A 23,038-nucleotide genomic window follows, 5' to 3' on the forward strand; every position below is an offset into this window, starting at 1 on the left:
TCAGGGCACGGGGCGCCCCGCGGTGGGGCTTGTCTGCATCGCAAGGACAAGCTCGGGAACGGTGCCCGGCTGGAGACAGGCGCCGCCATGGCCTATACCGGAACACGTTGCCGATTGCGTAGAGATTGTGTGCCCCCTGGCAGGCAATTTGCATCGGTGGCGCGCGCTGTTCCCCACAGCGCGGGTTGACCCCATCCCTATCCCCAAAATCCGAGGAGAACCATGAGCGTCCTATCTGACAAGGTTGACGCCCCGCCACCGCAGCCGCCGCACCGGCTGCTCGGGCGCAAAGGCAAACGATTGGCGCGTGCCGTCGCGGTTGGTGCGTTGCTGGCGGCGGGCGTCGGCGCGTCGACGCAGCCGGGTGCGCAACTCGCACCGGAATCGCACGCGCGCAAGGTCAAGGTGCTGATCATCAGCATGTTCGCGCCCGAGGCGCAGCCGTGGATCGACAAACTCGGCCTCACGCAGGACGTGCCGGTGCCGGGCCTGTCCATCGACTATCCGAACGTGCATTGCAACGCCAGCGACGTCTGCCAGCTCACCACCGGCATGGGCAAGGCGAATGCTGCGTCGTCGGTGTCGGCGCTGATCTACAGCGGCAAGTTCGATCTGCAGCGCACGTACTTCCTCGTGGCGGGCATTGCGGGGATCGACCCGTCGCAGGGCACGCTCGGCAGCGCCGCGTGGGCGCGCTTCCTGGTCGACAGCGACATCGCGTGGGAGATCGATGCGCGCGAGGTGCCCGCCAGCTGGCCCAACGGCTTCATCGGCATCAATACGCAGGGCCCCGGGCAGAAGCCGCCGCTGGATTACAAGACCGAAGTGTTTCGCGTGAACGAGGCGCTGCTGCAGAAGGCGCTGGCGCTCTCCAAGGGCGCGGTGCTGGACGACAACGCCACCGCGCGGGCTTATCGCGCCAACTACCCGAGCGCACCGGCCAACCAGCCGCCCTCTGTCGTGCAATGCGACACCGCTGCCGGCAACACGTACTGGCACGGCGCCAAGCTGGGCGAGCGTGAAGCTGCGTGGGTCAAGCTGCTGACGGACGGGCAGGGCACCTACTGCACCACGCAGCAGGAAGACAACGCCACGTTCGAGGCGCTCACGCGCGGTGCGAAGGCGGGCCTGCTCGATCTGCAACGCGTGGCCGTGCTGCGCACCGCGTCCAACTTCGATCGGCCGTATCCGGGGCAGACGCCGTACGACTCGCTGGTCAACAGCAACTCGGGCGGGTTCGTGCCGTCGCTCAACAACCTGTACCTGGCGGGCGGTCCGCTGGTCAACGAGATCGTCACGCGCTGGAGCGTGTGGAAACACGGAGTGCCCTCGCCATGATCGATTCCCGACTCAAGATGCCCATGCCGCGTTTGCGTACGATCGCGAAGCTCTGCGCCGTCGGTGCCGCAGCGCTGACCTTGAACAGTTGCGCGTATGACGGAGTGAAGGTCATCGTCATCAACATGTTCCAGGGCGAAGCCCAACCCTTTATCGACCGCTACGACCTGAAGGAGAAGGTCTATATCTCCGGCCTGTCGCCCGACGCGCCGAACATGCTGTGCAACTACGACGGCATCTGCCAGGTCACCACGGGCATGGGCTACGCCAATGCCGCGTCGACGATTTCCGCGCTGCTCTATCGCAGCAAGCTGGACCTCTCGCACACGTACTTTGTGATTGCCGGCATTGCGGGCATCGATCCGGGGCAGGGGACGGTGGGCTCGGCGGCGTGGGCGCGGTATGCGGTCGATTACGGCCTGTCGCACGAGATCGATGCGCGCGAGATGCCGGCCGGCTGGCCGTACGGCTACTTCGGCATCGGCACCAAGGGCCCCGGCCAGAAGCCGCCGATGGACTACCGCACCGAGGTGTTCCAGCTCAACGAGACGCTGCTGCAGAAGGCGTACACGCTGTCGAAATCCGCGACGCTGGAAGACAGCCCCGAGGCCATCGCCTTCCGCAAGAACTACGCATATGCGCCGGCCAACCAGCCGCCTGCTGTCATCCAGTGCGACGTGGCTTCCGCCGACACATGGTGGGCCGGCCGCAACTTGGGTCAGCGGGCGCGAGACTGGGTGAAGACGATGACCGACAACAAGGGCACCTACTGCACGACGGCGCAGGAAGACAACGCCACGCTGGAAGTCCTGACGCGGGGCGCCCGTGCCGGCAAGGTCGACTTCAGCCGTGTGGCATTGCTGCGCGCCGGGTCCGACTTCGACCGGCCGTACGACGGCCAGACTGCCTCCGACGGGCTCATCAACTATGCGCAGCAGGGTGGTTTCGTGCCCGCCACGCACAATCTCGTCAATGCGGCCAAGCCGTTGTTGGACGACATCGTGCAGCACTGGCCCCAGTGGAAACAGGGGGTACCGGCGAATTAACAGTTGCTGACATCACATTTCAATCTATATAATGCGAATCATTCTCATTTGATGGAAGGCCACGGGCGAATGCCCACCCGCTGACCATCGCTCCAGCCGGGCGAGCCAGCGGGTTTCCACCTGCCAGCCAACAGATCGACGCGCCGCGTGATGTTTTGCGGCGCGTTTTCTCTTCTCTCAGCGCATTGCCGCGCGTCCGGTTTCGCCAATCCTGATCGACCCTGTTGCCTGCGATGAACCGTCATCTCACGGCCCGCGCCTTTTCCTGCGCGCTTGCCGCCATTCCCCTTGCCGTTTCCACGTTGGCGCATGCCGAAGCAGGCCAGCCGGCCGCAGGCAGCGCCACGGTCGACCTCAACGAGACGACCATCACGGCAGGCAGCCAGCGGGGCTTTGCGGCCAGTACGGCGCAGGTTGGGGCGTTCCGCGGCATGGCGTTGCGCGACATTCCTGCCACCGTGAACGTGGTCACGCGCGAGGCGCTCGACGCGCAGCAGGACACGTCGCTGTACGACGCGCTGCGCAATACGGCGGGCGTGACGCGTCAGCAGTTGTCGGGCGAAACGTTCGACAACCTCGCCATCCGCGGCGTGACGCTGGAGAACCGCACCAATTTCCGCTTCAACGGCTCGATGCCGATGGCAGCACTCACGGCGATCCCGTTGGAAGACAAGGAACGCGTGGAGGTGCTGAAAGGCGTGTCGGCGCTGTATTACGGCTACACGACGCCGGGCGGTGTGGTGAATCTGGTCACCAAGCGGGCGGGCAATACGCCGGTGACCACGCTCGGCATGCAGTTCGACAGCAACGGCAGCGCTGTGGGCACGCTCGACGTCGGGCGCCGCTTCGGTGAAGACAATCAGTACGGCATCCGCTTCAACGCCGCGGGCGGCTCGTTGCAGTCCCCTACCAGCGGCATTGACGGCACGCGCCAGCTCGCCGCCGTGGCCTTCGACTGGAAGGTCAACAGCCGCCTGAGCCTGAAAGCCGACGTGGAATATTCGCGCAAGGTCATCACCGAACAGTCGGTGGTGACGCTGCCCGCCGCCAAGAACGGGGTTATCACCTTGCCGGCCATGCCCGACCCGAGCAAACGCATTTCGCCGGGCTGGGCTGACTTTGATGGCAACAACACCAACGCGTTGCTGCGTGCCGATTACGCGCTCGCCGATGCGTGGCTGCTGACGGTGGAAGGCGGCTTGTCGGAGACGGCGCGCACGCGGGCGTTCTCAGAATTCAAGCTGACCAACGCGCTGACGGGCGCCGGCACGCTGTCCGGCCAGCGCCAGAACGGTCGCTGGAACACCAGCCACGTGCGGGCCGACGTTTCCGGCACCGAGAAGACGGGTTGGATCACGCACGACCTGACCTTCGGCGTTGCGCGTTCCGACATGCGCCAGGCGGCGGTGTACTCCGACCGCTTTTCCGGCACGCAGAATCTGTACAACCCCGTCGACCTCGGCTGGCTGCCGACCACCGGCACCGGCTTTACGGCCGAGCAGCGCGCCGTGGACACGGGCGTCTACGCGCTGGATCGCATGACGTTGTCGGAGCACTGGCAAGTCATTGCCGGCCTGCGCTACACGCGCTACACCAGCGAGCAGGCGCCCAACCGCTACGAGGCCAGCAAGACCACGCCGCTGGGGGCTGTCATCTACAAGTTCACGCCGGCGCTGTCGGCGTATGCGTCGTACGCGCAGGGCCTGGAAGCCGGCGCGCGGGCTCCGAACACGGCCGCCAACGCCAACGTGGCCATGCCGCCTGCGCTGTCCGAGCAGAAGGAAGTGGGCGTGCGCTACGAGACGCCGGCCGGCACACAGCTCGCCGCTGCCGTGTACGACATCGACCGCGCGGCGAGCTACACCAACGACGCGAACATCTTCGTGCAGGACGGCCGCGAGCGCATTCGGGGTGTCGAGCTGACGGCGCAGGGCCGCGTCACCAAGGACTTGTCGCTGCTGGCGTCGGCTGGCTGGACAGACGCGAAGTTCCGCGGTGTCGGGAACGGCCTCGACGGAAAAACGCCGGAAAACACGCCGCGCAGCACCGCCAGCATCTTTGCCGAATACACGTTGCCGATGCTGCGCTCTGTCTCGTTCAACGCCGGCGCGTACTACCTCGGCCCGCGCCCCGTGAACGACGCCAACCAGGCAGAGCTGGGCGGCACGACGCTCTTCAGTGCCGGCGTGCGCTACGTGACGCGCATCTCCGGCAAGCGCGCGACGCTGCAATTCAATGTCGACAACCTGACCGACAAGCGCTACTGGGCGGGCGCCGGCAACAATCGTCTGTCGATGGGGGCACCGCGGCTCTTCAAGCTCGGCATGAAGATCGATCTGTGAGATCGGTCAGCTGAGGGCGGTGCAGTCTCGATCTCTGCTTTCCAATCAGGCTGCAATGGCCTCGCGCGCAGAGGCCTTTGCCGTCTGCAGCGGCTCGCTCAGCAACTGCACCAGCGCCTGCAGGGCGGGGCCAGCCATGTCGCGGTGCCAGGCCAGCAGCGTGTCGACACGGCCCGGCTTGCCGAGCGCGTGGATGCTGATTTCCGGCGCATTGGTATACAGCTCGAGCACCGAGCGCGGCACCAGCGCCACGCCAATTCCGGCCGCCGCGCACGCGATGATGGCGTGGTACGACCCAAGCTCCAGCACCCGCGACGGCGCCACGCCGTCTGCTGCAAACCAGTCTTCGATCAGTTGCCGATAGGCGCAGCCGGGTTCGAATGCGAGCAGGCCCGTGGTCTGCACATCCGAAGCATGACGGATCGGCGGATGGGCGCGGTGCGCAATCAGCACCAGCTCTTCCGCAAAGGCCGGCAGCGTCGTCATGGCGGCGCGCGTGTTGTTCAGGCACGCGGTTTCGGCAACGAACGCGCAATCGACTTCAAAGTTCGACAGCGCCTGAAGGGAGTGGCGCGTGGTCATCGTCACCAGTTCGAGCTGCACGCGCGGCCAGCGCTGATGCAGCGTGGCGAGCAGGGCCGGCAGGCGGCTGGCCGCCGTGCTTTCCATCGAGGCAATGCGCAGGCGCCCGTGCGGCTCGCGCGGCTGCACGGCCTGGCGCGCTTCGGCGGCCAGGCGGAGGATGTCGTCGGCGTAGGTCAGCAGGGTCTGCCCGGCCGGCGTCAGCACCATGCGCTTGCTTTCGCGCACAAACAGCTGCACGCCGAGCGAAGTTTCCAGCTGGCGGATGCGGGTCGTCACATTCGACTGCACGCGATTGAGCTGCTGCGCCGCCCGCGTCACCCCGCCTTCGCGCACAACCGTCCGGAAGATTTCGAGCGAGGACAGATCCATGATGTATCTCAAATGCTAATGGGTCTGTTCAATATAATTCATTTTTCAGGATGAGCGGCCTTGCGTACGATGAAGTGCCGATTTCCTCATCCGGGCCTTTCCATGGAGCACATCCTGTCGTCTACCTCCGCCGTGTCCGCCGCGCATTCCCAGCGGGCCACCGCCTGGCGCGTGGCGATTGCGGGCATGGTCGCGCTGTCCGTGGCGATGGGCATTGGCCGTTTCGCCTTCACGCCGATCCTGCCGATGATGTTGCACGACGGCAGCCTGACGCTGGCGCAGGGCAGTTGGCTCGCCACCGGCAACTACCTTGGCTATTTCGTGGGCGCGCTGGCCTGCATGGCGGTGCGTGGGGATGCGGCGCGCCTTATCCGCATTGGCCTGATCGCGACGGTGCTGCTGACGGCCGGAATGGGCGTGCTGCAAGGGCAGCCCGCGTGGTTTCTGCTGCGCTTTGCCGCGGGCATGGCCAGCGCGCTCGTGTTCGTCTTTACGGCGGGCTGGTGCCTGCATCGGCTGACCGAGCTTGGGCATGCGGCGCTTGGCGGCATCATCTTCTGCGGGCCCGGCTTGGGCATCGCCATTCCGGGGCTGGCGGCCAGCGGCATGGTGGCGCTGGGCTGGCACGCCACGTCGGCATGGCTGGCGTTTGGCGTGCTCTCAGCGCTGCTCTCTGCGGCGGTGTGGTCGACCATCCGGCCCGAAGTGCAGGGGCATGCTGCTCCGGCGCCTGCTGCTTCCGGTGCTGCACCTCGCCTCGATGCGCCCACCAGCGCGCTCACGATTGCCTACGGCCTGGCGGGCTTCGGTTACATCATCACCGCCACGTTTCTTCCGGTGATCGCCCGCAAGGTGCTGCCCGCGGGTTCCGTCTGGCCAGACCTGTTTTGGCCGATGTTTGGTGCGGGCGTCGCCCTCGGCGCGTTTCTTTCGACCCGGATCAGTTTGGCGCGCGACAACCGCTCGCTGCTCGCCACGGCATACGCAATGCAAGCGGTGGCCGTGGCGATCAGCATCGTGTGGCCCACGGTGGTGGGATTGGCGCTGTCCAGCACGCTGCTCGGCCTGCCGTTCACCGCGATCACGCTATTCGCCATGCGCGAGGCGCGCCGGCTGTGGCCGCATGCGGCGCCCCGTCTGATGGGCTTGATGACGGCCGCGTATGGCATCGGCCAGATCGCAGGGCCGCCGCTGGCAAACCGCCTGTTTGCCGCTACGGGCGGCTTCAATGCATCGCTGGCGGTAGCGGCGGTGTCGCTGGTGGCGGGCGTGGCGATCTTCGTTGCGGTCAGGCGCGCGTCGCCCGCGCGTGCGTGATGCGCGGCATGTGAAGGTGCCCACCACGCGGTCGACGCGCCCGTTCTAGAATGCCTCCTCCATTGGAGGAGCCTCATGTCTTTTGCCTTGCGCCCCGATGCCGTTGTGCCCGGCGGCGAGATCAGCCAGGCCGAGCGCGCCGTGCGGGTCGACCTTGCCGCCGCGTACCGACTGGCCGCGCTCAACGGTTGGGACGACCTTGTCTACACCCATCTGTCGGCCACCGTGCCGGGCGAGCCCGATCACTTCCTGATCAACGCGTTCGGCCTCGCGTTCGACGAGATCACCGCATCCAACTTGGTCAAGATCAATGGCCGCGGCCAACTCGTCGGCGACTGGCCCGATGCGGCAGCACGCCCGTCCGTCAACGTGACGGGTTTTGCGTTGCACGCTGCCGTGCATGCCGCGCGGCCTGACGCGCAGTGCGTGATCCATCTCCACAACACGGCGGGCATTGCCGTGTCCGCGCAGAAGCATGGCCTGTTGCCGCTGTCTCAGCATGCGCTGCGGTTCCACCGGCGCATCGCGTATCACGATTACGAAGGCCTTGCCTTTACGCCGGAAGAGGGCGCGCGCCTGACCGCGTCGCTCGGCCACCATTTCGCCATGCTGCTGCGCAATCACGGCACCCTCACCATCGGCCGGACCGTGGCCGAGGCGCACGTGCTGATGGCCACGCTCATCAAGGCATGCGAGATCCAGATTCACGCGCTTGCCGGCGGCGAGGTCGTCGCGCCCGCGCCGGAAGTGGCAGAGCGTGCGGCAGAGCAGCTCGAAGATGGCGGCGCCATCGAAGGCGTGATCGAGTGGCCGGCGCTGTTGCGCAAACTGGATAAAATCGACGCTTCGTATCGTGACTGACGCGACTGTCAACGCGACTCACTAAACCGGAGACACCATGCCGACTTTCCATATCGAGATGTTCGAGGGCCGCAGCGTTGAGCAGAAGAGAAAGCTCGTCGAAGAAGTGACGCGCGTCACTTGCGAATCGCTGGGCTGCGCGCCGGGCGCCGTCGACATCATCATCACCGACATCAAGCGCGAAAACTGGGCCACCGGCGGCGTGCTGTGGTCCGAACAGAAGTAACCCGTCCTCTTCCACTCCCATTTGCCGGTCCGCCATGCAGCCCATGCAGCATTTCGCCTCAGACAACTACGCGGGCTTCTGCCCGGAGTCGCTGAAGTATTTCCTGGAGGCCAACGGCAGCGGCCACGAGCCGGCCTATGGCGATGATTCCTGGACGCAGCGCGTGTGCGACCGCATCCGCGATCTGTTCGAGACCGACTGCGAAGTCTTCTTTGTCTTCAACGGCACGGCGGCCAATTCGCTGGCGCTGTCGTCGCTGTGCCAGTCGTATCACTCCGTGATCTGCCACGAGCTGGCACACATCGAAACCGACGAATGCGGCGGCCCGGAGTTCTTCTCCAACGGCTCCAAGCTGCTGACCGCCAAAGGCGAGAACGGCAAGCTCACGCCGGACGCGGTCGAGGCGCTCGTCACGCGGCGTTCCGATATCCACTATCCCAAACCCAAAGTCGTTTCGCTGACGCAGTCGACCGAAGTCGGCACCGTCTACACCGTCGACGAGGTGCGCGCGATTGCCGCGATTGCCAAGCGTCGGCAGTTGCGCGTGCACATGGACGGCGCGCGTTTTGCGAATGCAGTGGCGTCGCTGGGCGTGCATCCTTCGGAGGTCACCTGGCGCGCCGGCGTGGATGTGCTGTGCTTTGGCGGCACGAAGAACGGTTTGCCGGTCGGCGAGGCCGTGGTGTTTTTCGACCGCCGTCTGGCTGAAGATTTCGCCTATCGCGTCAAGCAGGCCGGGCAGCTGGCGTCGAAGATGCGCTTCATCTCGGCGCCGTGGCTGGGTCTGCTCGAGAACGACGTGTGGCTGCGCAACGCGCGTCACGGCAACGCGATGGCGCAGCTGCTGCACGCGCGCATTGCCGACGTGCCGGGCGTGCGCATCATGTTCCCGACCGAATCGAACGCCGTGTTCGCCGAGCTGCCGCTGCCCGCCATCGAGACGCTGCGCGCGCGCGGCTGGCGCTTCTACACGTTCATTGGCGCGGGCGGCTGCCGGCTGATGTGCTCGTGGGACGTGCAACCCGAGACGGTGGAAGCCTTCGCCGCCGATATTCGCGCAGCCTGCGCACAGGCCGTTTAATCGATCCGATTGCCATGAGCTTCGACTACCGTTTCTGTCCGCAATGCGCCACGCCGCTCGTCGAGCAGCACAACGCCGGCCGCCTGCGCATCGCGTGCCCGGCGCAGGACTGCGGGTTCGTGCACTGGAACAATCCGCTGCCCGTCCTGGCGGCGGTTGTCGAATATCGCGGGCAGATGTTCCTGGCGCGCAATGCACTGTGGCCGGAGGGCATGTTCGCGCTCGTCACGGGCTTTCTCGAACGCGACGAGACGCCCGAAGAGGGCATCGCGCGCGAGCTGAAGGAAGAGACGAACCTCGACGCACAATCGATCTCGCTGATCGGCGTGTATGAGTTCATCCGCAAGAACGAACTCATCATCGCGTACCACGTGGTGGCCGATGGCGAGATCGCGTTGTCGGAAGAGTTGGTCGAATACCGCTTGAAGCCGTTTGAGAAAGTCCGTCCGTGGACGGCCGGCACCGGCTATGCCGTCGCCGATTTCCTGACTGCGCGCGGCCTGCCGGTCAGCTACATCGACATCCGTACCGGCGAACCGGCTGAGCCGCCGCCGCGCCAGTGGCAACCCACGCGGCTCGTTACAATCCCGGAATGACTGATGCGAGTGGCACAGCGCCGCTTGCCCGTACCACTGAGGAAGACATGGAGTTTCAAAAGGAAATCGACGCGCGCGGCCTGAATTGCCCGCTGCCCATTCTGCGTACGAAGAAGGCGCTTGCCGACATGCAAAGCGGCGACGTGCTCAAGATTCTTGCCACCGACCCCGGCGCCACGCGGGACTTCCAGGCCTTCGCCAAGCAGACCGGCAACGAGCTGCTGGAGCACAGCGAGCACGACAAGGTGTTCACGTTCTATATGCGCCGTCGCTGATCTGGCAGCGCGTTCAAAGAAAACGGGGCGATCCGGTTTGGCTGGATCGCCCCGTTTTCATCTGGCGGCAGATATTTCTATCGGCTATGTGTAGCTACTTGCGTGCTTCCATCGCCATGCGCAGTGCCAGGCTGGTCAGCACGGTGCCCATCAGGTAGCGCTGCACTGACAGCCAGCTCGGCTTGCGCGAGAGAAACGCGGCGATGCTGCCCGCCGTGGCGGCGATCATCGAGTTGACCGTCACGCTGACGCAGATCTGCGTCACGCCCAGGCAGACCGACTGCACCAGCACGCTGCCGTGCGCCGGCTCGATGAACTGCGGCAGCAGCGACAGATACAACACCGCCACCTTCGGATTGAGCAGGCTGGTCAGCAAGCCCATCGTGTAGAGCTTGCGCGGGCTGTCCACCGGCAGTTCGCGCACCTGGAACGGCGCCCGGCCACCCGGCCGCACCGCCTGCCAGGCGAGGTACAGCAGATAGATCGCTCCGCCAAAGCGCAGCGCATCGTAGGCAAACGGCACGGCCATCAGCAAGGCGGTGATGCCGAATGCGGCGCACAGCATGTAGAAGACGAAGCCCGTGGCGATGCCTGCCAGCGACACCAGCCCCGCGTTGCGCCCTTGGCAGATCGAACGCGAGATCAGGTAGATCATGTTCGGGCCCGGCGTCAGCACCATGCCGAGCGCAACCAGGGCAAAGGTCAGCAGATTGGTGAGGGTGGGCATGGCGGATGTGCAATCGGCGGCAAAGGTGAGGAGCTTGCAGGCTAGCACCCGGTGTCGATGGCCCGACAGGTACAGAAAATCACAAAAATTGGCAATTCTGTATTGGTCCACTGACGGCTCAGGCGGCGCACGCGGCACTCGAAAATCCACTGTTACATCCTTAACGTGCTTCGTCACAGCCTGGAGCGGAGGGGCGGCATAGAGTGGAAACAAGGTCCGGCATGTCCGGACGCTTCAAGGAGCCAATCCATGCAAAAGACCAAGTTACTGATGTCGTTGATGCTGGCAGTCTCTGCGCTCGCACCGCTGGCCAGCCATGCGCAAGAGCGCGATCACCGCTGGGACCGCGACCGCCACGAACACAACGTGTCGATATGGACCGTCGAGCCGATCGCGAGATGGCTCACCGGTGGCACCGCGGTGAGCGCATTCCACCCGAATACCGTGATCGCCAATACATCATCGACGACTGGCGCGAGCATCGTCTTTCACCCCCGCCGCGCGGTTACCACTGGGTCGGTGTAGATGGCGGCTACTACCTCGTGAGGCCCGATGGCCTTGTCTTCAATGTGACGATCGGCGGCTGATAAGCGATCCGTTGCAAAAAAAAACCCGCGACTGCGCAAGCGTCGCGGGTTTTTCATTTTTTGGTGAGGGCAGGCTGCCCGGAAGGCCCGGCTTACAGAATGCTGAACGATCGGCGACGGCGCGCCATGCGTGCGTCATCGGCGTTGTTGAAGGTATGCCGCATCCAATCCTCCCCCCCGTCCCCATCCCCCTGATCCCCATGCGCCTGCATTTCCTGCTTCCCGTCGTGCTGTTCACGGCGTTGCCTGCCCATGCCGAGCTTCTTATCAGCGAGTATGTCGAAGGCAGCTCGAACAACAAAGCCATCGAAATCTACAACCCGGACGGCATCGAGGCCGATCTGTCGGTCTACAAGATCGAGCAGTACAACAATGGCGCGAGCGCGCCCACCGCTTCGTTTTCGCTCTCGGGCAAGCTGGCGCCGGGGGCCGTTCATGTGATGGCTCACAGCACGCTGGCAAGCGCGCTCGGCACGCGCGTCAACCAGACCGCGGCGTTCTCGTTCAACGGCGACGACGCGCTCACGCTGACACGCTCCGGCGTCGTTGTCGATCGCATCGGCCAAGTCGGCTATCAGCCGCCGTCCGGCTTTTGGGGCACAGCCAGCGCTGGTACGAAGGACCACACGCTGCGCCGCAAAGGCACGGTGAAGACGGGCGACACGAACATCACGGCGGCCTTCGATCCATCCGTCCAATGGGACGCGTTCAACATCGACGACTTTTCCGATCTTGGCCTGTACAACGGGAAGGGCACGGTCACGCCGCCATCGCCGGTCGTTGCCGTGTGCGGCGCGCCGGCAACGCACCTTGCGGATGTGCAGGGCGCCGGCGCGACTTCGCCGCTGGCCGGTCAGAACGTCGAGATCGAAGCGGTCGTGACCGCCGACTACAGCGGCACCAACGGTTTCAACGGCTTCTTCGTGCAACAACCGGACGCACAGCGCCGCAGGTTGCCCGGCGTGTCGGAAGGGCTGTTCGTCTATGCGCCCGGCGTTAGTGCCCGCGCTGGCGACCTCGTCCACCTCGTCGGCAAGGTCGAGGAAAAGTACGGCCAAACGCAACTGACGCTGGCCACGAATGGCATCGCAAGCTGCGCCAGCGGCCACAGCGTGACGGCCGTCGATGTGACGTTGCCCGTGGCGGATGCCAAGGCACTGTCGGCATATGAAGGAATGCTCGTGCGCCTGCCGCAAACGCTGACGGTAAGCGAAACGTACGAGTTGGGGCGCTATGGCAGTGTCCTGCTTAGCAACGGGCGCTTGCCGCTGCCCACAAACGTAGCGCCCTCGGGGAATGGTGCGGCAGTGCAGGCTGCGGCCAATGCGCTGAACCGCATCGTGCTCGACGATGGCTCCAATCAGCAGAATCCGGGCACTGTGCGCTATCCGGCGCCGGGCTTGTCGGCCGCGAACTCCGTGCGCGCTGGCTATACGGTGAGCGGCGTGCAGGGCGTGCTGGAAATGCGCTACAACGCCTGGCGCCTGCAGCCCGTGCCGGGCGCCGCGGCACCGGCTTTCAATGCCGCCGCGAACCCGCGTGCCGGCGCTCCTGCACGCCACGCCCAGGCCGATGTGCGCGTGGCGTCGTTCAACGTGCTGAACTACTTCAACGGTGACGGCAAAGGTGCCGGCTTCGACGATCCGGCCAATCGAGGCGCCAAGACACAGACCGAGTTCGAACGCCAGGAAGCCAAGATCGTTGCCGCCATTCGCGCCATCGACGCCGACGTGGTCGGTCTGATGGAAATCGAGAACGACGGCTACGGCAGCCTCAGCGCCATCCGCCGCCTCACGAGCCAACTTGGCGCCGACTGGCGCTACGTCGATCCGGGCGTGCCGAAGCTCGGCGGCGATGCGATCACGGTGGCGATCATCTACAACGGCCGCACCGTCGAGCCGGTCGGCGTGCCGGCCACCCTGGCCATCGACGACAAGAACCGCCAGCCGCTCGCGCGCAGCTTCCGACGCATCGGCGGCACGCAAAACTTTACCGTCGTCGTCAATCATCTGAAGTCGAAGGGCTGCTCCGGCGCGACCGGCAAGGACGCCGACCAGGGCGATGGCCAAAGCTGCTGGAACCCCACCCGCGTCCGCGCTGCCGGCGTGATCGCCGACTGGCTGGCGACCTCGCCGATCGGTGTGGCGGACATCGGCAAGCTCCTGATCGGCGACCTCAACAGCTATGCCAAGGAAGACCCCGTCCTGCTGTTCGCCGACAAAGGCTATGCCGACATGGTGGCGAAGTTTGTGGGCAAGGATGCCTACAGCTACGTCTATGGCGGCGAAGCCGGCTACATCGACCATGCGCTGGCCACCCCGGGCCTGGCCGAGCGTGTGCGCGCCGTGCACGAATGGCACATCAACGCCGATGAGCCGATGGCGCTGGAATATTCGTTCGCCTACAAGAGCGCCGAACAGCAGCAGACGTTCTACGCGCCGGACGCGTACCGCTCGTCGGACCACGATCCGGTGCTGGTCGACCTCGCGCTCAATACGCAAACCGCAGGTGGCGGCTCGAGTCCGGAAGGCGATGCGGCGGCGGGCGGTGCCCCAGGCAGCCCAGGGGAGGGCGGTGCCGGTGCGGTGGACCCGATCGTCGGGCTCGCGCTGGCCGCCGCTGCCGTAGCCCTGGCGCGGCGTCGTACGTGTGGGTCTTGAGCGTCCGCGAATCCGTGCCCGTCGTCGGCCGTTCGATGTCGCCCTAATGCGCTTTTCAGCCCTCTGCCTCCGGACTGAATTAAGCTTGTCAAATGACAAGGCCGGCAGCATTGCAGTTGCGACGTGCCGATGCAATCGATTCCGATATGGCGACTGGGGATGCTGTGAACAATGTAGCGGCGATGGTGCGCGCGCTGATCCTGGGCGGTTGGCTTGGCTTGACGTCCGCGGGCAGCCATGCGGCAGCGACCTCGCTATTCACGCCGGAAGAACATGCGTGGATTGCGGCGCATCCGGTGGTGCGCACCTGCGTCAACGCGCACTGGCGTCCATTCGAGTTTGTCGAAGGCGACAAGGTGGTTGGCATCGTTCCGTCGTTTCTGGAGGCGGTTGCGGAGTTGAGCGGGTTGCGCTTCGAATATGTCGACGGCGCGTGCTGGAAAGGCTCCGTCGCAGCGTTGAAGTCCGGCAGCATCGACATGTTGCCCGACTGGAGCAAGAACTACGACACGGCACCCCAACGAGACGGGTTCACAGCAAGTACGCCGTACTACGTCGGCACAATCGCAATCGTCACGGCCGAGCGGGAAAACCTGTTTGCCGGCTTCCCTCAGCTGGCCGGGAAGCGGGTTGCAATCAAAGGCGGTGGCGGGCTCGAACTTGCCATTCGCCACAGCGATGTACCCGTTACGTTGCTGACGTTTCAGGATGAGTCCGATGCGCTGGAGGCCGTCGCAAACGAAGAGGTGGACGCCGCCCTCGGGACCGACGCGTCTCTCCTTCCGCAATTGAATCGCCAGTTCAAGGGCCGGCTTTTTCTCTCAGGCAGCATCTGGGATCGTCCGTATGCGCTGACGATGGTCACGCGCGAGGACAACACCGTGCTCGCGTCGATTCTCGATAAGTCGCTCACCGCCATTCCGGCCTCAGAGGCTGATGCCATCCGGCACCGATGGCAGGAAACCACCGACTACGGTGCACCGTCGCTTTCGTCGATCCTCCATTACCGATGGTGGCAGGTTGCGCTGGTTGGCGGTGTTGTGCTGGCCTTCGCGATCCTAGCGTACGTGCTGTGGCGCGCGCGCGTTGCGGCCGTACGTAGTGAGCGCGACAAGGCGATGTTCCTCGCCTTCATCAGCCACGAAATCCGCACCCCGATGCACACCATCCTTGCGTCGCTGGAGCTGCTCCAGCGCTCGCAGCTGACCGGCGAACAGGCGAGCCGCGCGAATGCAGCGGTCTCGGCATCGGAAACACTCCTCGCGCTGCTCGACGATGTTCTCGAATACTCGCGCCTTGAATCGCGCAGCGTGACGCTCGCACTGCAGCGAACCGAGATCGGGGCGTGGGCCGAGCAGACACTCGACATGGTGCGTTGGCGCTCGGAGGAGAAGCAGCTGGCGCTGTTCCTCGATTTAGCGTGCGCGCCAGATTTCAGCGTCGAAATCGACCCCATGCGCGTGCGGCAGATCGTTCTGAACCTGTTGGTGAATGCGATCAAGTTCACCGAGGCCGGCAAGGTGGTTCTGCGCGTCGACTACCTGCCCGGCAAGCGCCGGGGTACTGGGACGCTTGTGCTCGAAATCCGGGACACCGGCATGGGCATCCCCCCGGACCGCCAACGGCATATCTTCGAGCCCTACGCGCGAGTGGAAAGTCCAGGCAACCGCGGTGCCAGCGGCAGCGGGCTGGGCCTTTCGATCTGCCGCGAGTTGGTCGACCTGATGAAAGGCGTGATCACGGTCAGCAGCAGCCCCGAGATAGGCACGGTGTTCACCGTCATGTTGCCCGTGCGCGAACCTGGCGCGGAGTCGGTATCACCGCAGGCCCCCGTGGATTCGTCGCTTGGCGCGCAAGCGGCATCGCCAGCTCCGGCGATCAAACCGCTGTTGTCGGGATCGAACGATGGGCCGCTAGTCCTGATCGTCGATGATCACGAGGCCGTGCAACACGCGATCCAGCATCAACTTGATGCGCTGGCTTGCCGATCAACCGTCGCCGGCACCGGCGAGGCGGCGCTCGAACAATTCGCGTCGACAGCGTTTGATATGGTGCTGCTCGACTGCAACCTACCGGGCATCGACGGCTATACCGTCGCGCAGCGCATGCGCGAGATCGAACACCGGCGCGGGAGCGAACGCACGCCCATTGTGGCGATCTCCGCCGCGGCTGACGATGCTCATCGCACACGATGCTTCGACAGCGGCATGGACGGCGTTCTGGGCAAGCCGCTGCGCCTTGCCGCATTACGGGAGCTGATCGAACTCTGGTGCGGCCATGGCGATTCGACTTCCAACGCGGAGCCTGCAGAAGATCATCTGCAGCCTGCGACGGACGTGCATGCAATTTATCGGCAGACGATGAAGGCCGATCTCGAGATGCTCACCCAGGGCGTCGCAGATCGGAATATCGAGCAGGCACGTCGAGCGGCGCATCGAATTGTCGGTGCCGCCGCAGTGGTGGAAGACCAACTGACGCACCATCTTGCTGGTGCTTTGGAGCGGCATCTTTCAGAGTCGTCGTGCGAAATCAACGCGTACGTTCAGATGCTCGTCCTGGAACTCCAAAACTTGCACTTGCACGGCGGCGGTGCCGCAGACGTCTGATTCCGCTTTTTGCGGCGATTGACCGTCTGTGATTCCCCGCATAGGTACTGTCCGTCGCTCCTGCGGGGCGCGCCGCCTCCAGAAAGCCTCCGCACGTAAATGACCCGCGACGGGCAACGTGCGATCAAATGCACCAATCTTGCCCGCTTTTCAGAGCAGTCTGATATGGCGCGAGCGCCTTGCTTGGAATACTTGCGCCTGCCTTCTTCGATAGGCATTTGTTCTCGACCAAGTTCAGGCACCTCCGTGCTGTGGTCTCAATCAAAGGGTAAGTCAATGAAAGCAAAACTGTTCCTGGCGGGCGTAGCCATGTCTGCTCTGTCTTCCGTCGCAATGGCTCAGACGGCCACCAAGGTGGACGGCACCATCAACTTCGAAGGCAAGATCACGAGCGATACCTGCAAGGTCTCGTCGGTTACGGGCGATGCCGGCGCCATTAACGTCAGCATGGGCACCGTCGCAGCGGACGATATCGGTACCGTTGCGGCACCGAAGAACCTGAAGGAAGGTTCTGGCTCGGCCAATTTTGACGTGGTGTGTAAGAAGGGCGCCAAGGTCAGCATGAAGTTTGCCGGCAAGGCCGCTGAACTGAGCACCGACAAGAAGACGCTGCGTGTGAATAACGGCAACACGTCTGCGGGCTTCGCCCAAGGCGTGGGCATTGCCGTGTACGAAGGCACGGGCGCAACTGCCAACGCCTTCGACCTGAGCAATGGCGATCTGCTCGCACAAACCGAAGTGCCGGCGGAAGGCGGCTCGGTCAACGTGCGCTTTGCTGCTGCATATGTGGCTGCTGACGCCACCAAGGTGAAGCCTGGTATCGCCAACGCGAGCCTGCCGTTCACGCTGAGCTACGAGTAAGCCAAGCGCCAGCCGCTCCGGCTGGCTTCAATCGGCAGCGGAACGTGTCCGCTGCCGCCTCTTCTTCAAGGCAATTCCGGATATGAAAGCAAAACGATACGCCGTTGGCGCGGCGTTGGCGTGCGCGTTGGTTGCGTCCGCGAGTCACGCCAGCATTTCACTCAGCACCACGCGCGTCATCTTCGATGGGAAGAACAAGGAGAGTTCGGTGGTCGTCAGCAACGATGGTTCAGACGCGTTGCTTCAGGCGTGGCTGGATCCCTTGGACGACATGGCCGACGTTCAACTCCCGTTCGCCATTACGCCGCCATTGGCGAAGGTTGGGGCCAAGCAGCAACAACTTCTGCGCGTGTTGTACGAAGGCATCGGCATGCCTACGGATCGCGAATCGGCCTTTTGGCTAAACGTGCAGGAAATCCCCCAGACCGCCAAAGAGGACAACGTTCTGCAATTGGCTGTTCGTCAACGCATCAAGGTGTTCTATCGGCCTACTGGCCTGGCTGGCGATCCGGTCAAGGCACCTACACATCTGCAATGGCAGTTGAACCAGGACGCCGGTAAAGGGTTGCTGCGCTTGACCAATCCGAGCCCGTATCACGTGACCGTGGTTGACGCCAAGCTGCGCGTCGGCAACGCCGATGAATCGGTTGTTGACGCCAAGATGGTCGCGCCCGGCACCACTTTGACATTGCCCGTGAAGCTGACGGCCGGCAGCAGCAACGCTCCTGAACTGCGCTACGAAGTCATCAACGACTACGGCGGTCGCGAAAGTTACCGCGTCACCTTGCACGGCAGTCAGCCGAGCACGCCGGTCTCCGCCGGCAACTGATCGACCGCGTCGATCGAGTCGATCCGGCCCGTTTGGGCTGGATCAGCCCGCGCCCCTTTGTAGCGGAGCTTGCCTATGTGACACCCCCGATTCTCAGAGCCAACAGCGAGCATTGCGATGTCTAAACGCCCGACCACCAAACCACTCTCAAAAAAGATTGATGGAAATGCGGCCGCTGCTCGCCCCAGGGCTACTCCGCTTTACCTGGCTTTGTGTCTGGCGATGTTCAACAGCGCGCGCGCTGCGGAGGGGGAAACGCTTGTCGCGCAGGTTGATCACACACTCCTCGCGTTCAATACCGGCTTCCTGCACGGCCAGGGGCGCCCGGCAGACCTCAGCGCCGTGCTGTCTTCGGGCAACAGCGTGCCGCCGGGCACATATCGCGTCGAGGTGCAGGTCAATGGCAATCTCGTGGGTCGGCGCGACATCGATTTCCACCAGGAGGGCGGCAACGGTAAGGTTCGTCCGTGCCTGACTGCGCAAATGCTTCAGGACTTTGGCGTCAACCTGACCGCCATTACGCCTCCGCTCGATATCAACAGCCGAGCGTGCCTGGATTTGGCCCAGCTGATGGACCAAGCGGCCGTCGATTTCGATTCCGGCCGGCTGCAACTGAAACTAAGCATTCCGCAGGCCTTTTTGTCGCGGGCAGCTCGTGGTTACGTGGATCCTGCCCTGTGGGATGAAGGCGTCACTGCGGGCTACGTGAATTACCAGTTCAGCGGCAACTACGGCCACAGTCGCCTTGGCAATGACAGCAGTAGCTATTACCTAGGCCTGCAGAATGGAGTGAACATCGGCCGTTGGCGTCTGCGCAATGAATCGTCGCTTACCGGCGGCAATAGCGGGCAGACACGCTTCAAGAGCAATCGCACGCTGGTGCAGCGCGACGTTGATGCCATCAAGGGACAACTGACGCTGGGTGAGCAATATTCCGACGCGACGTTGTTCGACAGTGTGCGGTTCCGCGGGGTGCAAGTCGGCTCTGACGACGCGATGCTGCCCGATAGCGAGCGAGGGTATGCGCCTGTCATTCGGGGGCAGGCCGCGACCAATGCCGTGGTGGAAGTGCGTCAGAGCGGCTACGTGCTGTACCGCGCGAACGTGCCGCCCGGTCCGTTCCAACTGACCGATATTTTTCCGTCTGGCTCCAACGGCGATCTGGAAATTACGGTCATCGAAGCGGATGGTACGAAGCGAGTCACACATCAGGCATTTTCCAGCCTGCCGCTCATGCTGCGAAAGGGCCGGCTGAAGTACAACTTCGTGGCCGGCAAGTACGACGGTGACCAGAACGCCTCCCCCAATCTGGTGAGTGGTTCTCTTGTCTACGGCCTGACAGACAACAGCACCGTGGCCGGCGGCTTCCAAGCCTCGCGCGAGTTCCAGGCCGTCAACGTGGGTGTGGGGACAAATACGCCCGTTGGCGCGCTCTCGGTGGACCTTACGCAATCCAGCAGTCACGCCCAGGGTAAGCGCGATACCGGGCAGAGTGTGCGGATCTTGTATGCCAAGACCTTTACCCGTACCAATACCAACTTCACGCTGGCGGCATATCGCTATTCGACGTCGGGCTACAGGACATTCAACGATCACGTCAATGACGTGGGCAACACGGGCGTTCAATCCGGCCGCAGCCGCTCGCGCATTGACTTGACGACCAGTCAGGACTTGGGCGGCGTGGATCGCAGGTACGGAAGCGTTTACCTGAACGTCAGCCAGCAGACCTACTGGAACCAACCTGGGTCCAGCCGCAGTATCAGTGTCGGCTATGGCAACAACTGGAAGCAACTGAGCTACAACCTGAGTCTGAGTCAGACTCGGGACACGCGCTTTGGCGGCAGTGGCAACAACACCCAGGTCATGCTGACGATGTCGATTCCGCTGGGTGGCAAGCTGCGGTCGCCGCGTGCCTACACCAACGTGAGCAATGACAGCAACGGCGGCACTAACGTCCAAAGCGGCCTGAGCGGTTACGTGAGCGATAAGACGTCGTACGCCATGCAAGCCGGCTATACGAGCCGAGGACGTGGGGCGACGGGCGGTGCGAGCCTTACGCATGATGCCGACGCAGGCCAGCTTTCGGCCAACGTCAACGTCGGGCGCGATTACCAGTCAGCCAGCGTGGGCGCCACGGGCGCCGTGGTCGTGCATCGGGGCGGCGTGAACGTCAGCCGCACGGTGGGCGACACTTTTGCGCTGATGAAGATGGAAGGCGTGAAAGGTGCCGATGTGCGAACCGACGGCGGTACGCCTGTCGGTCGCAACGGCTATGCGGTCGTGACTTACGCTCAGCCGTACCGCTTGAACGCTTTGCGCCCAGACACCCATAACCTGGGTGCTGACGTGGAGCTGGAGGACACCATCAAGCAGGTTGTGCCGCGCCGTGGCGCCATCGTGCAGGCGACTTTCAAGGGCTACAGCGGCCAGCGTGTGCAGTTCACGCTACAACAGGCCGGTGGCAAGCCAGTGCCATTCGGCGCCAGCGTGGAAGACGCACAAACAGGCAAGCAGTTGGGCATTGCAGACCCGAACGGTAAGGCGTTTGTCTTGCTAAATCAGGAGCAAGGCACGTTGGCGGTGAAGTGGAAGGAAGGCCAGTGCCAAGCGCCTTATGCACTGCCGAAGGCGGAAGCAGGGCGCAATTACCAGCGGCAGACGTTGCGTTGCCGATAAGCAATGTGGATTCCATCCGCGCTCAAGGGGTGAAGGCATTCTCACGATAAAGGCAAGTAACGAGGCCAGCGTCGGAACCCGCAGTTGCAAGACGTCGGACGTTGTTTCGAATATCGGAGATCAGAACTCTGGTCGGCAATTCAACGGTGTCGGCCCGTCATTGGCGCCCATCAATTTTTCGAATGATCTGAAGAAATGCCCCGAAGGCATCAGCGTCATTAAGGGCTACGCCACTGTTGGCGGGATTTCAATATTCCGCTCAAAGCGGCCTACCACCAAACCGCTGCGGTGGTTGACCGTGACATAGCGATTAGCCCAGTGACATCTGCGAGGAATTAAGATTAACGGCCTTCGTACGTGTAGGCCACAAACTTCCGAATAGCACGGGCATGCAGTGCCTCATGCCGGCATCAATCGTTCGGCCGATGCAGAGGATGTGAGATTGCTTTTGTGGGGAAGATATTAATGAGCGAAGCAATATTGATCCGAAGTGTGCGACGGTTGAAGAGTGGAGCGCGCGCGCTGATAGGGGTGATTCTTTTCCTGATATTCTCAGCTGCACCAACTCACGCCGCTAAGCTGTGTCAGTTCGCCGCTAGTCAGAGCACTAAAAGCGTTACGTTCACGATACCCGTCAAGTTTCACGTACCGCGTGATACGCCGGTTGGTTCAATAGTTTGGGAGAGTTCGCCCTATAACTCAGGTGAGAACCCAGGCAATAGCTTTACGTGTACTCAGGCCTGGGCATTGGGAGTGGACAATGAGGTTAGCGAGGGACAGAGCGTCAGTTCCAGCACCAAAACAGTTTTTCCAATCGGTAAAACTGGTCTCGGATGGAGCCTGTACTACGTGTGGAAGGAACTGCAAAGTATCAGTTTCGCACCCCAAATTCAAAATCCGGGAACATTCAAAAACACTGGGATCGAGATGCGGCTGTATATAAAAAAGATTGGCCCTATAAAAGCAGGTGCAAGTGTTCCGAATGGGCTTATTGGATATGTTGGTGCTGGATTTCCGACTGCTGTTCCGGATGTAAAATTTTTTTCGATAAATACCAGTAACGAGGCTAGCCTCGGAATAATCAGTTGCAAGGCGCCGGATGTTGTTGTGAAGATGGGGGTTCAGAATCGTGTGGGGCAATTCAAAGGGATCGGTACGTCATTGGCCCCCGTTAATTTCTCGATCGGCCTGAAGGAGTGCCCAGAAGGCATCAACAAGGTGTCTTATCTGCTAAAACCCAATACGACGATTGTGGATGCGGCGCGATCCGTTGTCGCGCTCGATACTGAGTCGACCGCCAAGGGTGTTGGCCTGCAGATTCTCGACCAGAACAGCAACCCGGTGGCGTTGAACGAGAAGATTGTCTTTAAAGACTACGATACGGCTGGCGGGAATTTCAATATTCCGCTCAAAGCGGCCTATCACCAAACGGCTTCAGACGTGTCCCCGGGTATAGCGAATAGCTCGGTGACAATTGTGATGAGCTACGACTAGGTCAGTGTGGGGTGGCGGCCTTGCCCAGCGCGTTGGTCAGTGCCGGGCCAGTTGGGGCGGGCGTGGGTCCCACGTAGGGTTAGGGTGCGATCGGCACGACCTTAGGCAAAGTCCGTGCGCTCTCGGCGAACCAAGAAAAAACCCGCGACAGCGCAAGCTGCCGCGGGTTTTTGCTTTGAAAAGCTGGTGGAGCCGGCGGGAATCGAACCCGCGTCCGCAAGCCCTCCACAGAGAGTTCTACATACTTAGTTCTGTCATTTGATTTAACCGCCGCATCGCGGACGAACACGCTCTACGACGGCGATTCACTAAGTTTTCGTCTCTAGGCCCGTGACTCACCTAAAGCTTATCTGACGTAAATGACCTCGCTAGTCTTGCGACCCTAGCCCGTCAGCGAGCCAGTGCGAGGACGGCGGCCCTTAGGCTGCCAGTGCGTAACGTTCGTCGTTAGCAGTTATTGCATTCCCATTGATTAACGAGGTGACGGGTCCTCGGTATGCCCTCCACTGCTTTGCAACCCACGTCGAAACCAGGTCGGCCCCAGTAAGGAAAGGTGAATTAT

At 63.0% G+C, this 23,038-nt stretch carries 18 protein-coding genes and 1 other RNA gene; 16 read left to right on the plus strand and 3 right to left on the minus strand.

Going from position 1 to position 23,038, the window contains the following annotated elements; all coding sequences use genetic code 11:
• The first annotated feature begins 222 nt into the window (after positions 1 to 222).
• The 3 genes from ABIC76_RS23310 to ABIC76_RS23320 all read left to right on the plus strand — a co-directional run bounded on the left by ABIC76_RS23310 (position 223) and on the right by ABIC76_RS23320 (position 4,726).
• Positions 223 to 1,338, plus strand: coding sequence for a purine-nucleoside phosphorylase (locus ABIC76_RS23310; protein WP_009238742.1), 1,116 nt, complete (start codon positions 223 to 225; stop codon positions 1,336 to 1,338).
• Positions 1,335 to 2,384 carry a purine-nucleoside phosphorylase gene (locus ABIC76_RS23315; protein WP_354535395.1) on the plus strand — a complete coding sequence of 350 codons (1,050 nt, stop codon included), beginning with the start codon at positions 1,335 to 1,337 and terminating at the stop codon, positions 2,382 to 2,384. The genes ABIC76_RS23310 and ABIC76_RS23315 overlap by 4 nt, the downstream gene beginning before the upstream one ends.
• Positions 2,385 to 2,617: 233 nt before the next feature.
• Positions 2,618 to 4,726 (plus strand): TonB-dependent siderophore receptor, encoded by a 2,109-nt coding sequence (locus tag ABIC76_RS23320; protein WP_354535396.1) that lies wholly within the window; start codon positions 2,618 to 2,620, stop codon positions 4,724 to 4,726.
• Between the two features lie 45 nt (positions 4,727 to 4,771).
• Here ABIC76_RS23320 and ABIC76_RS23325 read toward each other — a convergent pair whose 3' ends face one another.
• The gene (locus tag ABIC76_RS23325; RefSeq protein WP_354535397.1) at positions 4,772 to 5,680 is read right to left on the minus strand and encodes a LysR family transcriptional regulator; all 909 of its coding nucleotides are present in this window, start codon (positions 5,678 to 5,680) and stop codon (positions 4,772 to 4,774) included.
• A 102-nt stretch (positions 5,681 to 5,782) separates the two neighbouring features.
• On the opposite strand from ABIC76_RS23325, the gene ABIC76_RS23330 reads away from it, so the two are divergent.
• The 6 genes from ABIC76_RS23330 to ABIC76_RS23355 all read left to right on the plus strand — a co-directional run bounded on the left by ABIC76_RS23330 (position 5,783) and on the right by ABIC76_RS23355 (position 10,036).
• A complete protein-coding gene (locus ABIC76_RS23330) occupies positions 5,783 to 6,997 on the plus strand; it encodes a YbfB/YjiJ family MFS transporter (protein ID WP_354535398.1) in 1,215 nt (404 codons plus the stop codon).
• Positions 6,998 to 7,072: 75 nt separating this feature from the next.
• The gene (locus ABIC76_RS23335) at positions 7,073 to 7,858 is read left to right on the plus strand and encodes a class II aldolase/adducin family protein (protein WP_354535399.1); all 786 of its coding nucleotides are present in this window, start codon (positions 7,073 to 7,075) and stop codon (positions 7,856 to 7,858) included.
• Between the two features lie 37 nt (positions 7,859 to 7,895).
• The gene (locus ABIC76_RS23340) at positions 7,896 to 8,084 is read left to right on the plus strand and encodes a 4-oxalocrotonate tautomerase (RefSeq protein ID WP_004629375.1); all 189 of its coding nucleotides are present in this window, start codon (positions 7,896 to 7,898) and stop codon (positions 8,082 to 8,084) included.
• Positions 8,085 to 8,127: 43 nt separating this feature from the next.
• Positions 8,128 to 9,165, plus strand: coding sequence for a threonine aldolase family protein (locus ABIC76_RS23345; RefSeq protein WP_354535429.1), 1,038 nt, complete (start codon positions 8,128 to 8,130; stop codon positions 9,163 to 9,165).
• A 14-nt stretch (positions 9,166 to 9,179) separates the two neighbouring features.
• A complete protein-coding gene (locus ABIC76_RS23350) occupies positions 9,180 to 9,761 on the plus strand; it encodes an NUDIX domain-containing protein (RefSeq protein ID WP_206275612.1) in 582 nt (193 codons plus the stop codon).
• Positions 9,762 to 9,808: 47 nt separating this feature from the next.
• A complete protein-coding gene (locus ABIC76_RS23355; RefSeq protein ID WP_004629370.1) occupies positions 9,809 to 10,036 on the plus strand; it encodes a sulfurtransferase TusA family protein in 228 nt (75 codons plus the stop codon).
• Between the two features lie 94 nt (positions 10,037 to 10,130).
• On the opposite strand, the gene ABIC76_RS23360 is transcribed toward ABIC76_RS23355, so the two are convergent.
• Complete coding sequence (locus ABIC76_RS23360) at positions 10,131 to 10,763, minus strand: LysE family translocator (RefSeq protein ID WP_024973328.1); 633 nt, start codon at positions 10,761 to 10,763, stop codon at positions 10,131 to 10,133.
• 398 nt (positions 10,764 to 11,161) lie between these two features.
• Between ABIC76_RS23360 and ABIC76_RS25595 the strand changes: the two genes are divergently transcribed.
• The 7 genes from ABIC76_RS25595 (at position 11,162) to ABIC76_RS23395 (ending at position 22,476) form a co-directional block, all read left to right on the plus strand.
• On the plus strand, positions 11,162 to 11,350 hold the full coding sequence (locus ABIC76_RS25595) for an RcnB family protein (RefSeq protein ID WP_502947895.1): 189 nt from the start codon (positions 11,162 to 11,164) through the stop codon (positions 11,348 to 11,350).
• Positions 11,351 to 11,550: 200 nt separating this feature from the next.
• Positions 11,551 to 14,010 carry an ExeM/NucH family extracellular endonuclease gene (locus ABIC76_RS23370; RefSeq protein WP_354535400.1) on the plus strand — a complete coding sequence of 820 codons (2,460 nt, stop codon included), beginning with the start codon at positions 11,551 to 11,553 and terminating at the stop codon, positions 14,008 to 14,010.
• Between the two features lie 146 nt (positions 14,011 to 14,156).
• Entirely contained in the window at positions 14,157 to 16,616 is a 2,460-nt protein-coding gene (locus ABIC76_RS23375) for an ATP-binding protein (protein WP_354535401.1), read from the plus strand.
• Positions 16,617 to 16,892: 276 nt separating this feature from the next.
• Positions 16,893 to 17,477 carry a fimbrial protein gene (locus tag ABIC76_RS23380; protein ID WP_354535402.1) on the plus strand — a complete coding sequence of 195 codons (585 nt, stop codon included), beginning with the start codon at positions 16,893 to 16,895 and terminating at the stop codon, positions 17,475 to 17,477.
• An 82-nt stretch (positions 17,478 to 17,559) separates the two neighbouring features.
• Complete coding sequence (locus tag ABIC76_RS23385) at positions 17,560 to 18,306, plus strand: fimbrial biogenesis chaperone (RefSeq protein WP_354535403.1); 747 nt, start codon at positions 17,560 to 17,562, stop codon at positions 18,304 to 18,306.
• Between the two features lie 222 nt (positions 18,307 to 18,528).
• Complete coding sequence (locus ABIC76_RS23390; RefSeq protein ID WP_354535404.1) at positions 18,529 to 20,982, plus strand: fimbria/pilus outer membrane usher protein; 2,454 nt, start codon at positions 18,529 to 18,531, stop codon at positions 20,980 to 20,982.
• A 465-nt stretch (positions 20,983 to 21,447) separates the two neighbouring features.
• On the plus strand, positions 21,448 to 22,476 hold the full coding sequence (locus ABIC76_RS23395) for a fimbrial protein (RefSeq protein WP_354535405.1): 1,029 nt from the start codon (positions 21,448 to 21,450) through the stop codon (positions 22,474 to 22,476).
• 184 nt (positions 22,477 to 22,660) lie between these two features.
• On the opposite strand, the gene ssrA is transcribed toward ABIC76_RS23395, so the two are convergent.
• Positions 22,661 to 23,018: a transfer-messenger RNA gene (ssrA, locus tag ABIC76_RS23400) on the minus strand.
• Between the last annotated feature and the right edge of the window lie 20 nt (positions 23,019 to 23,038).

The organism is Ralstonia sp. 1138 (assembly GCF_040544795.1).
GTDB lineage: Bacteria > Pseudomonadota > Gammaproteobacteria > Burkholderiales > Burkholderiaceae > Ralstonia > Ralstonia flatus.

Excerpts from the sequence above, each read along its gene's own strand:
- ABIC76_RS23395 (WP_354535405.1), top strand. The coding sequence starts at position 21,448 with ATGAGCGAAGCAATATTGATCCGAAGTGTGCGACGGTTGAAGAGTGGA.
- ABIC76_RS25595 (WP_502947895.1), top strand. The coding sequence starts at position 11,162 with ATGGCTCACCGGTGGCACCGCGGTGAGCGCATTCCACCCGAATACCGT.
- ABIC76_RS23315 (WP_354535395.1), top strand. The coding sequence starts at position 1,335 with ATGATCGATTCCCGACTCAAGATGCCCATGCCGCGTTTGCGTACGATC.
- ABIC76_RS23355 (WP_004629370.1), top strand. The coding sequence starts at position 9,809 with ATGGAGTTTCAAAAGGAAATCGACGCGCGCGGCCTGAATTGCCCGCTG.
- ABIC76_RS23370 (WP_354535400.1), top strand. The coding sequence starts at position 11,551 with ATGCGCCTGCATTTCCTGCTTCCCGTCGTGCTGTTCACGGCGTTGCCT.
- ABIC76_RS23340 (WP_004629375.1), top strand. The coding sequence starts at position 7,896 with ATGCCGACTTTCCATATCGAGATGTTCGAGGGCCGCAGCGTTGAGCAG.
- ABIC76_RS23375 (WP_354535401.1), top strand. The coding sequence starts at position 14,157 with ATGGCGACTGGGGATGCTGTGAACAATGTAGCGGCGATGGTGCGCGCG.
- ABIC76_RS23310 (WP_009238742.1), top strand. The coding sequence starts at position 223 with ATGAGCGTCCTATCTGACAAGGTTGACGCCCCGCCACCGCAGCCGCCG.
- ABIC76_RS23320 (WP_354535396.1), top strand. The coding sequence starts at position 2,618 with ATGAACCGTCATCTCACGGCCCGCGCCTTTTCCTGCGCGCTTGCCGCC.
- ABIC76_RS23345 (WP_354535429.1), top strand. The coding sequence starts at position 8,128 with ATGCAGCATTTCGCCTCAGACAACTACGCGGGCTTCTGCCCGGAGTCG.
- ABIC76_RS23385 (WP_354535403.1), top strand. The coding sequence starts at position 17,560 with ATGAAAGCAAAACGATACGCCGTTGGCGCGGCGTTGGCGTGCGCGTTG.
- ABIC76_RS23360 (WP_024973328.1), bottom strand. The coding sequence starts at position 10,763 with ATGCCCACCCTCACCAATCTGCTGACCTTTGCCCTGGTTGCGCTCGGC.
- ABIC76_RS23350 (WP_206275612.1), top strand. The coding sequence starts at position 9,180 with ATGAGCTTCGACTACCGTTTCTGTCCGCAATGCGCCACGCCGCTCGTC.
- ABIC76_RS23380 (WP_354535402.1), top strand. The coding sequence starts at position 16,893 with ATGAAAGCAAAACTGTTCCTGGCGGGCGTAGCCATGTCTGCTCTGTCT.
- ABIC76_RS23330 (WP_354535398.1), top strand. The coding sequence starts at position 5,783 with ATGGAGCACATCCTGTCGTCTACCTCCGCCGTGTCCGCCGCGCATTCC.
- ABIC76_RS23335 (WP_354535399.1), top strand. The coding sequence starts at position 7,073 with ATGTCTTTTGCCTTGCGCCCCGATGCCGTTGTGCCCGGCGGCGAGATC.
- ABIC76_RS23390 (WP_354535404.1), top strand. The coding sequence starts at position 18,529 with ATGTTCAACAGCGCGCGCGCTGCGGAGGGGGAAACGCTTGTCGCGCAG.
- ABIC76_RS23325 (WP_354535397.1), bottom strand. The coding sequence starts at position 5,680 with ATGGATCTGTCCTCGCTCGAAATCTTCCGGACGGTTGTGCGCGAAGGC.